Here is a 15,975-nt window from a genome sequence, read left to right as displayed (position 1 = left end):
ACAACAACAGGGCCGGATGGCCCTGTTTTGTTATTGACTGAACATCGGCCTCACTCCAGCCGGAAGTGACCCACGATCTCCCGCAGCCGGTCGTAGGTCTGCTGCATCGCCGCAGAGCTGGCGACCGTCGCTTCGCCATTGTGGGTCAGCCGGCGGATCACTTCGGCGATGGCGCTCATGTTGCGGTTGATCTCTTCGGCCACCGCGCTCTGCTGCTCCGCCGCCGTGGCGATATGGCTGATGAGATCGTTGATCTCCACCACTTCTCCTGCCATCAGATCCAGCGACTCGTTGACCTTTGTGGTGTTCTCGGCCGCCCCCTGACAGCTCTGCTTGGTGTTGCCCATGGCATCCACCACGGTGCGGGTGCCCCGCTGCAGACTGGCCAGCATGGTCTGGATCTCGGCTGTGCTCTGCTGGGTACGGGCCGCGAGGGAACGCACTTCGTCTGCCACCACCGCAAAGCCACGCCCCTGTTCACCAGCGCGGGCCGCCTCGATGGCGGCGTTGAGGGCCAGCAGGTTGGTCTGTTCGGCAATGCTGCCGATCACCCCGAGCACTGAGCCAATCTGCTGCACATCCTGCTGCATCGCTTCGATGGAGCGGGCAGTGGCTTCCACTTCGTCCACCAGCGCCATCACGCTGGCCATCGCCTGATCCACCACCTGACGGGACTGGCTCGCCAGCTGCTGGCTCTGGCCGGTGAGCTGGGCGGTGCTGGCCGCACTCTCGGAGACGGAGACCGCGGTGCGGCTCATCTCGTTGATGGCAGTCACCACCTGCTCGGTCTCACGCACATGGTCCGCCAGCAGAGACTGGGCGGCGCCGGTCTGACTGGCCAGCCCCTCGATACCGCTGTTGAGCTGGCCGCTCGCCTGTCGCACCTCCCCCATCATCTCCTGCAACCGCTCGATAAAGCGGTTGATGCCGGCCGAGATCTGGCCAAGGTCATCCTTGCTGGTCACCGCCAGCCGGCGGGTGAGATCGCCACTGCCACGGGAGAGCTCCAGCACCAGATCCCGCAGCGAGAGGATGGGGCGATAGGCCACATTGAGCGCCAGCATCGCCAGCACCATCACCACGATCGCCACGCCGCACAGCGCCATGATGATCTGGCCGTTGAGGGCCCGGGTCATGGCACGGATGTAGTCAAGATCGATGTAGCCGGTCAGGGTCCAGCTGCTGCCGCGAATATCCAGCTGGTTGGGGCGTGCCTCGCTCTCCCCTTGCGGCTTGCTGTCATAGAGGCTGTTGCCCTGACTGTCGGCCAACGAGAAGTAGCGGCCATCGCCACTCATCTTCTCCAGCAGGCTTTTGAACTCGCTCATGTCGAGGTAGTAGAGATAGGCGGAATCGGCACCGCGCGGCACCAGAATGGTGATGACCGGCTTGCCATCCACCTGTTGCAGCGGGCTGACGGTGATCTGGTTGTTGGCGGCGGGGATCAGCTTGCGCAGGGCATCGACCTTGGCGTTGTCGTTGATGACCCCGCTCACGTCGAAGGCCATGTCGCCGATCACCTTGACGATGTTGTGAAAGCCGGTCTCTTGCAGGGTCTTCTTGACGTTGGTCACCCCGAAGTTGAGGTTGGCGGCCAACAGGATCTTCTGATTGATGTCGCTGGCCAGCTTCTCTTTGACCAAGGTGATCTGTTCGTTGATGTTGTGGGTGGCCTGAGTGCGAATGTAACCACTGATGAAGTGATTCACGCTGAGCCCGGCAGTGCCGATGGTGACCAGAATGGCCAGTAGCAGCAAGAGGTAAATCTTGACCTTGAATGGCATGGGTTCCCTCCAGAAGAGAGGGCTGGCAACGCCAACCCTCCCTGCCAATCGTTACTTCTTCTTGGCGTACTTCATGGAGTCCAGGGCCACCGCCAGAATGATGATGCCGCCCTTGATGATGAACTGCCAGTAAGGGCTGACGCCGATATAGGTCAAGCCATAGTTGATCAGGGTGAAGATAAGTACGCCGGTAATCACACCCGCGACCGTTCCCACCCCGCCGGCAAACGACACCCCGCCCACCACGCACGCCGCGATGGCATCCAGCTCGTACATGAAGCCGAGGTTGTTGGTGGCGCTACCGATACGGCCCGCTTCCAGCATGCCGCCGAAGGCGTAGAAGACCCCTGCCAGCGCATAGATCATCACCAGATTGACCGCAACATTGACGCCGGAGACCTTGGCAGCCTCGGGGTTGCCGCCGATGGCGAAGATGTTTTTGCCAAAGCGGGTCTTGTTCCACAGCACCCAGACAAAGACGCTGGCGATGGCCGCGTAGAAGGTAAGATAGGAGAGCTTGAATCCTCCTATCCGGATAAACCCTTGGGCGAAGCTGGAGAAGCGAGGGTCAAACCCGGCCACCGGCGAGGCCCCGACCGAGTCAAAGTAGAGGGAGTTGATACCGTAAACGATGATCATGGTGCCCAGAGTGGTAATGAACGGGGTGACGTTCAGGTAGGCCACGATGAGGCCGTTAACCAGCCCGATCAGCGCCCCCACCACACACACCAGCAGGATCACCGCAGGAATGGGCACCTCCCCCAGCGTCGGGAACACCTTGTTGACGTTGGTCAGCGCCTGCAGCATGGTTGCCGCTATGAGTGCCGCCAGACCGACCTGACGACCGGCCGAGAGATCCGTCCCCTGGGTGATAATGATACCCGCCACCCCCAGTGCTATGATGACCCGCACCGAAGACTGGGTCAGGATGTTGCTGAAGTTGGTGAGGCTCAGGAAGGAGGGCTCCTGGATCACGATGACCATGAGCAGCACCAGCAGCACCAGATAGATGGCGTTTTCCTTGAGCGCCTGCATCAGATTGAAATTTTTAGCCGACTCCATAAATGTCTTCCTGTCTCTAGAGGTACAGAGATGCCAGGCGCAGTATCTCGCTCTGGTCAGTTTCTTTGGTATTGACGATCCCGGCGACCCGGCCGTTGCTCATGACCATGATGCGGTCGGTGATCCCCAGCAATTCCGGCATCTCTGACGAGATGATGATGATCCCTTTATCCTTCTTCGCCAGCTCCAGGATGAGCTGGTAGATCTCGAACTTGGCCCCGACGTCGATGCCACGGGTGGGCTCATCGAGCATCAGGATCTCCGGCTGGGTCAGCAGCCAGCGACCGATGATCACCTTCTGCTGGTTGCCCCCGGAGAGGGAACCGATCTGGGTCTGCTGGGTCGGCGTCTTGACCCGCATGGAGTCGATCACCCACTGGGTATCGCTCTTCATCTTGTTGTCGCTGAGCAGCCCCATGGAGCCCTTGTAGCTGTCCATGTTGGCGATCAAGGAGTTGAAGGCGATATCGAGCCGGGAGTAGATACCGGTGGAGCGGCGCTCTTCCGTCACCAGCGCAAAGCCGTTGCGGATCGCTTCGTGGGCGTTGTGGTTGGCCACCTCTTTGCCATGCAGCTTGATGCTGCCCTGGCTGCGATCGCGAATGCCGAACAGGGTCTCGACGATGTCGGTGCGCTTGGCCCCGACCAGTCCGGCGATGCCGAGGATCTCCCCCTTGTGCAGGTTGAAGGTCACATCCTGAATGGAGGGCTGGTTCTTCGCCGTCAGGTGTTCGATCTCGAGGATCACCTCTTTCGGCTGGTTGGTCTTTTCCGGGAAACGCTGGGTCAGTTCACGGCCGACCATCATCCCGATGATCTGATCCATGGTCATGCCCTTGAGCGGCTGGGTTGCCACCCACTGGCCATCCCGCAATATGGTGATCTCGTCACAGAGCTGGAAGATCTCCTCCATCTTGTGAGAGATGTAGACGATGCCGCACCCCTTATCCTTCAACTTGTTGATGATCTTGAAGAGGTGGTTCACCTCTTTCTCGGTCAGGGAGGAGGTAGGCTCATCCATGATGACGATCTTGGCATCGTAGGAGAACGCCTTGGCGATCTCGATCATCTGCATCTGGGAGACCGACAGGGTCGCGACCTTCACCTTGGGGTCGATGTCGATATCCAGCTCATCGAAGATGCGCTTGGTGTCGTCATACATCTTGCCGTGGTCGATAAACCACCCCTTGGTGGGGTAGCGGCCGAGCCACATGTTGTCCATCACGGTACGCTGCAACACCAGGTTGAGCTCCTGATGCACCATGGAGACGCCATTTTCCAGCGCCTCTTTGGAGGAGGTGAAGTTGATCTCCTGCCCCTTGAAGAAGATCTTGCCCTGATCCTTCTCGTAAATGCCGAACAGGCACTTGAGCAGTGTGGATTTTCCCGCTCCGTTCTCGCCCATCAACGCATGCACAGAATGAGGACGGACCCGTAAATTGACATTATCGAGTGCCTTGACGCCGGGAAAGCTCTTACTGACGTCAATCATCTCCAACAGCCATTCTGATTGTTGCTGTGTTGTCATATCAGCCATCACATCTGGTTGAAAAAAGGGCAAGGGGATCTCCCTTGCCCTGGAGGAGGGAATTACTCGAATTGGGACAGGTTGTCTTTATCCACACCGACGTAGGCAACACGTACTACCTTGTCGACGATATTCCACTTGGTGCCTTCACCGGCCGGTTTGCCTTCAGCCAGGTTCTTGGTCAGCTCGAAGGTGGCTTTGGCCTGGTTGGCCGCATCGTTCAGCACGGTACCCGCCATGGCACCGCTCTTGACCATGGCCAACGCTTCCGGCAGCGCATCGACGCCGAATACCGGAATGGCAGTCTTACCCTGGGCTTTCAGTGACTCAACCGCACCCATTGCCATGCCGTCGTTGTTGGCGATGACCACTTCGATCTTGCTGGCGTTGGGGCCGGAGATCCAGGCGTCCATCTTGTCTTTCGCCATCGCGGTATCCCACATACCGGTATCCATGTGCAGTTGCTCGGTCTTGACGCCGCCATCGTTCAGGGTCTTGACCACGTAGGAGGTGCGCGCTTCGGCATCCGGGTGGCCCGGCTCCCCTTTCAGCAGCACGAACTGGATCACGCCATCCTTGTTCAGATCCCACTCCGGATGGGCTTTCCAGTGTTTGGCAATCAGCTGACCCTGGATGATCCCTGACTCCTTGGAGTCGGTGCCCACGTAGTAGGCCTTGTCGTAGCTGGCCAGATCGGCAGCACTCGGCTCCTTGTTGTAGAAGACTACCGGAATATCTTCGCCACGGGCCTTTTCAATCACCACGGGAGCGGCAGCCGGGTCAACCAGGTTGATGGCCAGCGCCTTCACGCCCTTGGCCAGCAGCACGTCGATCTGGTCGTTCTGCTTGGACTGGTCGTTCTGGGAGTCGTTCATCAGCAGCTCAACCCCGGGGTTGGCAGCCGCTTCCTTCTCGATCGCCTTGCGTACCACCGCCATGAAGTTGTCGTCATATTTGTAGACGGTCACCCCGATGCGGGTTTCAGCGTGGGCAGCAGTGGCACCAGCCATCAGGCCCAGCAGCAGGGCAGCAACGGTCGTCATTTTTTTCATTGTGTGTGCTCCGATGTATCTATCCATGAGTTGTAGGGTGGCGAGCTATTGAGCAATCGCCATTCAATGTAATCAATTTGTTGTCATTTCTTCTGTGATCATGACGACAAAATGAAAACGATTACACTCTGTTACATTGAATCTTTTTCTTATTTTTCAAAAACATAAATCCGAGCGTTAATTTTTGGACTCAATCTATTCCGCAGCATTGAGGCTAGTCGCTAACGGGCTGTTGTCAAAAAGCTCAACCAAGGGTGCAGTGCCAGCGATAGCGACGGGCGGTCAGCTGATACTCGGGGCGCACGCTCTGGCTCCAGGAGTCATCCCCGCCCACTCCCATGTGAGCACCATCGAGGCAGACCCACAGCCCCTCCTCTGCCACCAGATCGCTCTGGTGACGGGCTGTGGCCAGCTGCTGCTGGCTGAAGCGACTGACGCTGAAATGGAAAGCGCCACTCACCCGCAGTCCACCCAGCTGCAGCTCGCGGGTATCGCAGCGCAAGCCGTTGTCGGTCGGGAAGACGTAAGGGGTGTGCATCGCCTCCAGCGGCAGGCTCCAGCGCCCCAGATCAGCTCCCAGCAGGCGATCCGGATAGTTTTCGTGGGGGCCGCGTCCCAGCCACTGCACCTGCTCAACCGGGTCAGCCAGATGGATTAGCAGACCGATCCGCGGCAGCGAAGGCAGCGCCTGCGCCAGTTCGCACTCGATGTCGAGACTCATGGTGCCGTCGTCAGCAAAACGGTGGTGCCAATGACTCAGCAGTTGCAACTGCTCCTGATGGAAATAGCCGTGAGTCACCCGCAGCTCACTACCGCCAACCACCACGCCCAGACAGCGGTGCTGCCACTGCTCAAGGCCACATGCCTGCCAGCGGGCAATCCAGGAGTTGGGGTCGGCGTGATCCGCTTCGCTGGTGCCGATGTCGTTGTCGAGCGGCGCGCGGTAGAAGTGATCCATGATCGGCGTCAGCAACTGCTCCAGCCCCGACTTCAGCCAGCTGGTGATGCGGCCGCTCTGCTTGTCGAGCCGCCACTGACTGTTAGCAGTGGTGACCAGCCAGCCGTCGACCAGCTCAACCATAACCGCAGGGCTAACTGGTGCAGGTAGCGCCAGCGGTGACGGCAGCATGAATTGCTGGCGCGCCACCTCGTGCCCAGCCGCAGACCAGGGGGTGGCATTCGGCTGGAAGATGGCCAGATCGAGCCAGGCCTGCGAGCCCGCCGCAAAGGCGGGTAGCGTCCCGGTCAGAGTCAACTCGACCACCCCTTGCGCTGCCAGCGCGAGAGACACCTCCCCCTCCAGCACCACTTGGCCGTTTTCACTCAGCTGCCAGCACAGCCGCTCATTGTCGGTTTCCCGAAACAGGTATTCACTCTCGATCCGCACTCGCAGCGGGGTGTGCTCAAGCAGAGTGAAGCGGAACGGCTGCTGAGCGCGCTTTGCCTCGAACAGGGCAGGATGGGGAGTGCGATCCGGGAACAGCAGGCCGTTGCAGCAGAACTGGCGATCGTTTTGCACATCGCCGAAGTCACCGCCATAGCCCCAGTAGTGGCGACCATCGGCGGTGTATTTGTCGAGCCCCTGATCGACCCAATCCCAGACGAACCCGCCCTGCAGGCGTGGATGGTCGCGAAACGCCTGCCAGTAGTGGGCGTAGCCCCCCAGGCTGTTGCCCATGGCATGGGCATATTCGCAGAGGATCAGCGGTCGGGTCTCTTCCGGCAGGCCAATCCACTTGGCCAGCGCCCACTTGGGCACCGCCGGGAAGGGTTGATCCTGATGGGTTCTTGCATACATGGGACAGATGACGTCGGTGGCCGGGGTATCGGCCCCTCCCCCCTCGTACTGCACCGGACGGCTCGGGTCACTGCGCTTGATCCAGCCATACATGGCATCGTGGGCTGGGCCGTAACCCGACTCGTTGCCCAGCGACCAGATGATGATAGAGGGGTGGTTGAAATCCCGTGCCACCATGCGGGTGGCCCGCTCCAGAAAGGCGTTGCTCCAGGCAGGATCCCGCGCCAACCGCCCCATGGGGGTCATGCCGTGAGTCTCCAGATTCGCCTCGTCCACCACATAGAGACCGAGCCGATCGCAGAGGCGATAGAAATCGGGGTGGTTGGGATAGTGGGAACAGCGCACCGCATTGAAGTTGTGCCGCTTCATCAGCACCAGATCCCGATCCATGGTGGCGCGATCGATGGCATAACCCTTGGCGGGATGGTGTTCATGACGGTTGGCACCACGAATAAGCAGCGGCTGACCGTTGACCCGCAGCAGGCCACCACGGATCTCCACCACCCGAAAGCCCACATCGCACGCCTCGCTCTCGATGGCCTGGCCCAGCTCGTCCAGCAGGGTCAGGGTCAGGCGATAGAGATGGGGCGTCTCGGCGCTCCACTTGCGCGGCGCAGCCACGTCGAGCCACAGCTCGGCACGATCGTCATACGCCCCTTTCTCATCAATGGCTTGGGTGCCTATCGGCTGGCGCAGGGTCGCGATCCGCTCGCTACCGTCATAGAGATTGGCCTCTACCGACAGACCGGCCGCATTGGCCGCTTGCAGGGCAATCTTGAGACGGCCATCCCGATAGCAGGCATCCAGATCGGGGGTGACCCGGATATCCATCAGATGACGGGCCGGTTTGTGCAACAGGCTGACGGAGCGGAAGATCCCAGACAGCCACCACATATCCTGATCTTCCAGATAGGAGCCGTCAGACCAGCGCAACACCAGCACCGCCAGCCGGTTGTGACCGGCCAGCAGATATGGGGTCAGATCGAATTCGGCGGGCAGGCGACTGTCCTGAGAGTAACCGACCCAGCGACCGTTGCAGAACAGGTGGAAGGCGCTGCTCACCCCGTCGAAGATGATCCGGCTCTGACCGCTTGCCAGCCAGTCGGCGGGCAGTTCGAACTCGCGGGAGTAGCAACCGGTGGGGTTCTCTGCCGGCACTCGCGGTGGATCGCAGGGAAAGGGGTACTTGATATTGGTATAGATGGGGCCATCGGTGGGCGGCCGCGCGGCCGGATAGGCGGCATCCAGCTGCCAGTTGCCCGGCACTGTAATGGGGCAAGCATCCACCAGATCCTGCGCCAGCCAACTCTCGGGCACCAATTCGGGAGCGGCAAAGAAGGAGAAGCGCCACTCGCCATCGAGCAAGAGACGGGAGGAAGAGGCCAGATCACCCCTGGCATCCGCTTCGCTGCGCCAGCTGAACATGGGGGTATGGGCTGCCAGCCGGTTTACCGACGTAATAGCCTGAGTCTGCCAATCCTGACGCGCCACTATCTCCCTGAGCATTCACTCTCTCCCTGCTGATTGGAAAACGTATTCAGTCTAGAGAAGTATGACGCAGGGAACGGCGATCTCGCTCACACAGATGTAAACGATTACACTAATTTTGTTAAGTAAAGCGGAGTAAAAATGATTAAAAATAGGTAAAACAATAACTGTGCAAGAAACGGCCCCGAACAGGGCCACAAAAGGGGGCTATCCGGCCCGAACCGGTGCCACCGAGTGACGATTGATCAGGGTGGGGGTATAGATCCGGCTCTGGGTCGCGTCACTCTCCCCCGCCGCCAGCTGAATGGCCAGCTTGGCCGCCTGGGCTGCCATCAGCTCGATGGGATAGCGCATGGTGGAGAGCTTGGGGCGCAAATATCTGGCATAGATGATGTCATCGAAGCCCACCACCGAGACCTCCTCCGGCACTCGCAGGCCGTTGTCCGCCAGCACAGAGATGGCGCCAGCCGCCATGGCATCGTTATAGGCCACCACGGCGGTCACCTTGAGCCCCTTGGCCAGCAGATTGAGCATGGCGCGCTCGCCCCCTTCCTCGTTCGGGGTGCCACTCTCGATAAGCTCGGGATCGGCAGCCAGACCCGCCTCCATTAGCCCATCCTGATAACCCTGCAGGCGCAAGGTGGCATCCTCGATGGCGTGATCCGAGCTGATAAAGGCGATATGGCGGTGACCCAGTTCGATCAAGTGGCGAGTCGCCGTAGCCGCACCCAGCCGATTGTTGAGAGCGATGCAGCGTCCCCTGAGGGCTGGAATATCGCGGTTGATCAGCACCATACCGGGCACCCGCATGGCGTAGTCGCAGAGCTCTTCGTCGCTCAGCGCCTTGCTGTGCACCACCAGCGCCTCACAGCGTTTGCCGATCAGCAGCTCGATCGCCTCACGCTCCTGACGCGCCTTGTGAAAACCGTTACCCATCAGCAGGTGAAGGTTCTGCTCGACGGCGATGCCGGAGACCCCCTTCACCAGTGCACCGAAGAAGGGATCGGCCACGTCACCGACCACCACCCCCATGGTGTCGCAAGTCTGGCTCACCAGTGCCCGCGCGTTGGCGTTGGGGGTGTAGCCCAGTTCGGCCATGGCCTTCTGCACCACTTCGCGAGACGCGGCGCTGGCCTTGGGGGAGTTGTTCATCACCCGTGAAACCGTTGCCACCGACACATTGGCCAAACGGGCGACATCCTTGATGGTGCTCATGCTGTTTTCACTTCTTTCACTGTGCAATAGAGCGCCATTATACCCAGCAAACCCTTTGAAAACAGGGGTGAAACGCATATCTGCCGTCAGGATGATCACAAAAACAGTGTAATCGTTTACACCATTTTGCAAGCAAGCTCACAGTTTGGTCGCCACACCCTCGGCTAGACTGCTTCCAGACGCTTTTTCAGTGGAGAGCAAGATGAACGTTCTGGTCACCGGCGGTTGCGGATATATCGGCAGCCACACCTGTCTGGCCCTGCAAGCGGCAGACATGAATCCCGTGGTGGTCGACAACCTCGGCAACAGCAAACGCAGCGTGCTGGCCAGAGTCGCCGCCATCAGCGGCCAACAACCCGTTTTCTATCAAGGTGATATTCGCGATGCCGCCCTGCTGGACCGGATCTTCGCCGAGCAGCAGATCGATGCTGTGATCCACTTTGCCGCCCTCAAGGCGGTCGGTGAGTCGACTCGCATTCCACTGGATTACTACGAGAACAACCTCGGCGGCACCCTCACCCTGCTGCAGGCGATGAAACGGGCCGGGGTGCACAATCTGGTGTTCAGCTCTTCGGCGACCGTCTACGGTGATCCCGCCAGCCTGCCGATCCGCGAGGATTTCCCCCGCAGTGCTACCAACCCCTACGGTCGCTCCAAGCTGATCATCGAGGAGATCCTCGAGGATCTGCAGCTGGCCGAGCCCCACTGGAGCATGACCCTGCTGCGCTACTTCAATCCGGTCGGCGCCCACGAATCGGGCACCATGGGTGAAGACCCGCAGGGGATCCCCAACAATCTGATGCCCTATATCACCCAGGTCGCCATCGGCCGTCGCGACTGCCTGTCGGTCTTTGGAAACGATTACCCCACCCCGGACGGCACCGGTGTGCGCGACTACATCCACGTGATGGATCTCGCCGAAGGGCATGTCAAGGCGCTGCAACACTGCGCCGGCAAGGGTGGCGTGCACACCTACAACCTGGGCACCGGCGAGGGCCAGAGCGTGTTGCAGCTGGTCGCCGCTTTCTCTGCTGCCTGTGGCAAGCCGTTGCCATTTCGCATCGAACCGCGCCGCCCGGGCGACATCGCCGCCTGCTGGGCCGATCCGGCCAAGGCAGAGCGGGAACTGGGCTGGCGGGCGACCCGCAACATCGACGCCATGTGCGCCGATAGCTGGCGCTGGCAATCCGCCAATCCGAACGGTTACGAGGAGTAGGCCTGCCTGCTCCCTGTTAATAGACGACCCTATTTTTCAATACCTTATTCAGGAGAGATGATGTTCAACCCCGTCGATCATCCCCATCGCCGCTTCAACCCGCTGACCGGCCAGTATGTGCTGGTCTCCCCCCATCGGGCCAAACGCCCCTGGCAGGGACAGGTGGAGAAGGTGAGTCAGGCCCCCAAACAGGCCCACGATCCCGACTGCTTCCTCTGTGCCGGCAACACCCGGGTCACTGGCGACATCAACCCCGACTACAAGGGCACCTTCGTCTTTACCAACGACTTCGCTGCTCTGATGCAGGATACCCCGGCCGCCGATTGCGCCAGCGATCCCCTGCTGAAACTGGAAGCCGCCCGCGGCACCAGCCGGGTCATCTGCTTCTCACCGGATCACGGCAAGACCCTGCCCGAGCTGCCGCTGCCCGCCATCGAGGGGGTGATCACCACCTGGATGGATCAGGTCGCCGAGCTGTCGGCCCAGTGGGAGTGGGTGCAGGTCTTTGAAAACAAAGGGGCCGTCATGGGCTGCTCCAACCCGCACCCCCACGGCCAGATCTGGGGCAGCGACTTCCTGCCCAACGAGATCGCCCGCGAAGAGCAGCACCAGCGTCACTGGCTGGCCGAGCATGGCCGTCCCATGCTGCTGGAGTATGTGGAGCGGGAGCTGGCGGATCGCTCGCGCATCGTGGTAGAGACCGAGCACTGGCTCGCCGTGGTCCCCTTCTGGGCCGCCTGGCCGTTCGAAACCCTGCTGCTGCCCAAGGCGCACGTCCCCTCCATGCTGAACCTGACCCAGGCCCAGCAACAGGATCTGGCGGTGGCGCTCAAGGAGCTCACCAGCCGCTACGACAACCTGTTCGAGTGCAGCTTCCCCTACTCCATGGGCTGGCACTTTGCACCGCCCAAATCGGACTGTCCCGAGGCGTGGCAGCTGCACGCCCACTTCTATCCGCCCCTGCTGCGCTCCGCCACCGTGCGTAAATTCATGGTCGGCTTCGAGATGCTGGCAGAGACCCAGCGTGACCTCACTCCCGAACAAGCCGCCGAACGGCTGCGCGCCCTGAGCCCCATTCACTACACCCAGACCAGCCACACCAATGAGGAGGCCCTATGACCCCCAGCCAACGCGTCAGCACCGTTTTTGCCGAGCAATTTGCCAAAGCGCCCGATCTGCTGGTGCGCGCCCCCGGTCGCGTCAACCTCATCGGTGAACATACCGACTACAACGACGGCTTCGTGCTGCCCTGCGCCATCGACTACGAGACCTGCGTTGCCATCGGCCTGCGCGATGACCGGCAAGTGCAGGTGATCGCCGCCGACTACGACAACCAGCGCGACCAGTTCGACCTCGACCAGCCCATCGAGCACCACCCCAGCCAACGCTGGAGCGACTACATCCGCGGCGTGGTGAAGTATCTGCAGGAGCGCGGTTATGCCCTGCGCGGCCTCGATCTGGTGGTCTCCGGCAACGTGCCTCAGGGGGCGGGGCTCTCCTCCTCTGCCTCGCTGGAAGTGGCCATCGGTCAGGCCTTCAAGGAGGCGTTGGGGCTCGACATCAGCCAGGCCGAGATCGCCCTCAACGGTCAACAGGCGGAGAACAAGTTCGTCGGCTGCAACTGCGGCATCATGGATCAGATGATCTCCGCCAGCGGCAAAACCGATCATGCCCTGCTGCTCGACTGCCGCTCGCTGGAGACTCGCCTCATCCCCATGCCAGCGGATCTGGCTGTGCTGATCGTCAACTCCAATGTGCGTCGCGGTCTGGTGGACAGCGAATACAACACCCGTCGCCAGCAGTGCGAAGCGGCCGCCCGCCACTACGGAGTCAAGGCACTGCGCGATCTCGATCTGGCGGCTCTCGAAGCGGGCAAGGCCGGACTGGATGAGGTCTGCTACCGCCGTGCGCGCCACGTGGTAGGCGACAATACCCGCACCCTGGCCGCCGCCGATGCGCTGGCGCAAGGGGATCTGGTTCGTCTCGGCGAGCTGATGGCCGATTCACACGCCGCCATGCGCGATGACTTCGAAATCACAGTGCCCGCCATCGACGGTCTGGTGGAGATCATCAAGGCCAGGATCGGCACCGAAGGTGGCGTGCGGATGACTGGCGGCGGCTTCGGCGGCTGCGTGGTCGCCCTGTTGCGCCCGGAGAAAGTGGCCGAGGTGATTGCCGCCGTCGAGGCAGAGTATCCGGCCATCTCGGGCCTCAAGGCCGACTGCTACGTCTGCCGCGCCAGCGCCGGTGCAGGGGGCATCGCATGAAAGAGTTCCATCTGCAGAATGCAGCCGGCCTGCGGTTGAGCGTACTCGATTTCGGGGCAACGCTCACCGCCCTCGAGATCCCGGTCAATGGCATCTATCGCAATGTGCTGCTGGCTTGTGATCCGCTGGATTACCCCAATCAACGCTCTTATTTGGGGGCGATAGTAGGACGTTTTGCCAATCGTATCGGCAACGCCCGCCTAGAGCGAGCAGGGCAAGAGTGGCAACTAGACGCCAACGAGGGCACCACCTGCCTGCACGGGGGCAGTGACTCTCTGCACAACCGGGAGTGGCAACTGGACGGGCTGGCGGAAGATCGCATCCGTCTGCAAACTCGGCTGGCCGATGGCGAACAGGGTTTCCCTGGTAATCTGGACGTCACCGTAGAATACCGGCTGGAGCAGGCCGATCTGGTGATCGAGCTGAGCGCCACCACAGATGCTCCGACCCCGGTCAATTTCACCAGCCATGCCTATTTCAACCTGGATGGTGGTGATGTGCGTGATCACCACATCATCATTAATGCAGACCGCTATCTGCCAACCGATGAACACTCGCTGCCGCTTGGTATTGCGCCGGTCGAAGGAGTATTCGATCTACGCCATGGCAAGCGGGTCGGAGAACAGTGGATGGCCCATGCGCAGCAAAAAAAATGTCTGGGATTCGACCACTGTTTCTTGTTTGTTGATGCCTCGCCCTCACCACAAGCCACCCTGATGGCAGGGGATGGCAGCCTGTGTATGGAGATGTACACCAATCAGCCAGGCGTCCAGCTCTACACCGGCAACTGGTTGGCTGGCACCCCAAAACGCGGGGGGGGACATTGGGGCAACTATCAGGGGCTCTGCCTGGAAGCACAGCAAGTGCCAGATAGTCCGAACCGTCCAGAATTAGGTAACCCATGGTTGGAGCCAGGAGAACGCTATCAGCACATAACCCGTTATCGGCTCATTCCGGTTATGGCTTGACCCACTGAAGGGGCGCGTCAAGGCGCCCCTTTGTCGCATCTCTCCCGCCCGGCTTATTCATCACAACCAAGAAAGAAGCATGCTACGGCTTGGCATCATTACGATATCAGCCACCGCGTGCAGTGCTGATGGGTGTATGGCTTTCAGAGTGACGTTGACCTGCTCGTGTCGGGTAAAGTCATTGAGTACCCATTATGTGCTTTACATTCTTACCGCCAACCACACAACTTGGCAGGCATGACGGGAACATATGGGCACGCCCTGTGGCATAAGGAACCACTACGCAACAGGTCATCGAGAGAGGATCAAATTTTGTTAACTGGCTGACCCCTGGTCGAGGCACGGATCAGCAACTCCCCTTCCAGCTTCATCAGTAAAGCGATGGGCTTCTCTCCTTGGGCCAGTTGCAACAAGGTGTCCACCGCCAGTTTACCCATCTCGTCGTAAGGTAGTTCGATAGAACTCAAAGGGGGCTCCATTTCGCAGGCCAGCATCTGGTTATCATGGCCCGCCACCAGAATGTCTTCCGGGATGCGCAATCCCGCCTCGGCTATCGCCTGGTAACAACCCTGAGCCATGTAATCACTGCAACAGAAGATACCATCAGGTGGCTGAGGCAGCGCCAGCAGTTGCCGAGTCTGCTCATAAGCCTCATGTAGCGACCAGTTGCCCACACGCACCCATTGTGGATCCGGTATCAAATCGTGGTTGATCAACGCCTGACGATACCCCTCCAGCCGCAGACTATTTGCCTCCATCCATGGCTCCCCCTGAATAAGAGCCACTCGTTTGCAGCCTTGCTCCAACAGGTGCGCCGTCACCTTGTAACCCGCCAGCTTATCGGCAGGCAGGATGGAATAACTTTCGGACGAGCCACTGCCCTCCAGGTAGCAGTTGAGCAAAACGGTAGGCACCTGCGGGGAGAGCTCCATCTCGGCAAGTTGTCGTGTCATGGAAGAGGCAAAAATCATCCCCAGATAATCCCCCTGATTGATCTCCTGCTCGATCAACTTGGTGAGCTCCGCGCTGTTGCGATAATCGAATGTAACCAGCATGCGATCTGCCTCCCAAGCGCGTTCATTGCAGGCATTGATCGCATCTAGAAAAGGGTCATATGGAGTCAGGCCATTGAAAACAAAAGCTATTTTTCTAGCAGATGGTCCCTTGGGTAGATGTTCAGCTCGCTTATGCTGGTAACCCAGTTCGGCCGCTTTTTCAAGCACTCTACGCCGCGTTTCCTCCGCCAGTTTGATGGTGGTTGAACCATTGAGCACCAGTGAAACCGTTGATTGGGAAACACCTGCAGCTGCAGCGATGGCGCTCATGGTGATGCGTTTACTATTCATTGATATGGCCATAGTTTGAGCAGTACCGCCCAGATAATAATATTAATTATTTATCTTTTATCATGACTCATGATTACGGACATGAGCAAGCAGCACAACAGCCCACAAGGACGATAGAGGGTTTTCGGTTATCGTCCCGAGTACAGATGGCTCGCCAGCCATGCCTGTTAACCCCCTAAATTTGTTCATTTTGTGACTAATACCTGAATTCTATCCTTCATGATTTGCAACTAAAGATATTAGCTAATATT

General features: G+C 59.7%; 11 protein-coding genes. 4 read left to right on the top strand and 7 right to left on the bottom strand.

The window, feature by feature from the left end; translation table 11 throughout:
- Nucleotides 1-50 precede the first annotated feature (50 nt).
- From I6L41_RS17250 to I6L41_RS17225, 6 genes are all read right to left on the bottom strand, one after another.
- A complete protein-coding gene (locus tag I6L41_RS17250; RefSeq protein ID WP_216960296.1) occupies nt 51-1,784 on the bottom strand; it encodes a methyl-accepting chemotaxis protein in 1,734 nt (577 codons plus the stop codon).
- A gap of 51 nt (nt 1,785-1,835) precedes the next feature.
- Nucleotides 1,836-2,846: a galactose/methyl galactoside ABC transporter permease MglC gene (mglC, locus tag I6L41_RS17245; protein WP_005342585.1), complete on the bottom strand. Its 1,011-nt coding sequence runs from the start codon at nt 2,844-2,846 to the stop codon at nt 1,836-1,838.
- A 16-nt stretch (nt 2,847-2,862) separates the two neighbouring features.
- Nucleotides 2,863-4,383, bottom strand: a complete 1,521-nt coding sequence (gene mglA / locus I6L41_RS17240; RefSeq protein ID WP_033136359.1) for a galactose/methyl galactoside ABC transporter ATP-binding protein MglA — start codon at nt 4,381-4,383, stop codon at nt 2,863-2,865.
- Between the two features lie 53 nt (nt 4,384-4,436).
- A complete protein-coding gene (mglB, locus tag I6L41_RS17235; protein WP_216960293.1) occupies nt 4,437-5,426 on the bottom strand; it encodes a galactose/glucose ABC transporter substrate-binding protein MglB in 990 nt (329 codons plus the stop codon).
- A gap of 244 nt (nt 5,427-5,670) precedes the next feature.
- Nucleotides 5,671-8,730 carry a beta-galactosidase gene (locus I6L41_RS17230; protein WP_216960290.1) on the bottom strand — a complete coding sequence of 1,020 codons (3,060 nt, stop codon included), beginning with the start codon at nt 8,728-8,730 and terminating at the stop codon, nt 5,671-5,673.
- 189 nt (nt 8,731-8,919) lie between these two features.
- Nucleotides 8,920-9,927, bottom strand: a complete 1,008-nt coding sequence (locus I6L41_RS17225) for a substrate-binding domain-containing protein (RefSeq protein ID WP_076494102.1) — start codon at nt 9,925-9,927, stop codon at nt 8,920-8,922.
- Between the two features lie 202 nt (nt 9,928-10,129).
- Here I6L41_RS17225 and galE point away from each other — a divergent pair, with 202 nt between their 5' ends.
- The 4 genes from galE to I6L41_RS17205 are packed head-to-tail and all read left to right on the top strand — an operon-like array spanning nt 10,130 to nt 14,378.
- Nucleotides 10,130-11,143, top strand: coding sequence for a UDP-glucose 4-epimerase GalE (galE, locus tag I6L41_RS17220; RefSeq protein WP_216960287.1), 1,014 nt, complete (start codon nt 10,130-10,132; stop codon nt 11,141-11,143).
- Nucleotides 11,144-11,203: 60 nt separating this feature from the next.
- Nucleotides 11,204-12,262, top strand: coding sequence for a UDP-glucose--hexose-1-phosphate uridylyltransferase (locus tag I6L41_RS17215; RefSeq protein WP_216963995.1), 1,059 nt, complete (start codon nt 11,204-11,206; stop codon nt 12,260-12,262).
- Nucleotides 12,259-13,410 (top strand): galactokinase, encoded by a 1,152-nt coding sequence (galK, locus tag I6L41_RS17210; RefSeq protein ID WP_216960284.1) that lies wholly within the window; start codon nt 12,259-12,261, stop codon nt 13,408-13,410. Before I6L41_RS17215 ends, galK begins: the two co-directional genes overlap by 4 nt.
- Nucleotides 13,407-14,378, top strand: coding sequence for an aldose epimerase family protein (locus tag I6L41_RS17205; protein WP_216960281.1), 972 nt, complete (start codon nt 13,407-13,409; stop codon nt 14,376-14,378). The genes galK and I6L41_RS17205 overlap by 4 nt, the downstream gene beginning before the upstream one ends.
- Before the next feature lie 305 nt (nt 14,379-14,683).
- On the opposite strand, the gene I6L41_RS17200 is transcribed toward I6L41_RS17205, so the two are convergent.
- Nucleotides 14,684-15,724: a LacI family DNA-binding transcriptional regulator gene (locus I6L41_RS17200; RefSeq protein ID WP_139408882.1), complete on the bottom strand. Its 1,041-nt coding sequence runs from the start codon at nt 15,722-15,724 to the stop codon at nt 14,684-14,686.
- Nucleotides 15,725-15,975: the final 251 nt, after the last annotated feature.

It is taken from the genome of Aeromonas sp. FDAARGOS 1411 (genome assembly GCF_019047125.1).
Taxonomy (GTDB): domain Bacteria; phylum Pseudomonadota; class Gammaproteobacteria; order Enterobacterales; family Aeromonadaceae; genus Aeromonas; species Aeromonas veronii.
The sequence above is the reverse complement of the archived record's forward strand: the minus strand, read 5'-3'. Positions and strand labels throughout refer to the sequence as shown.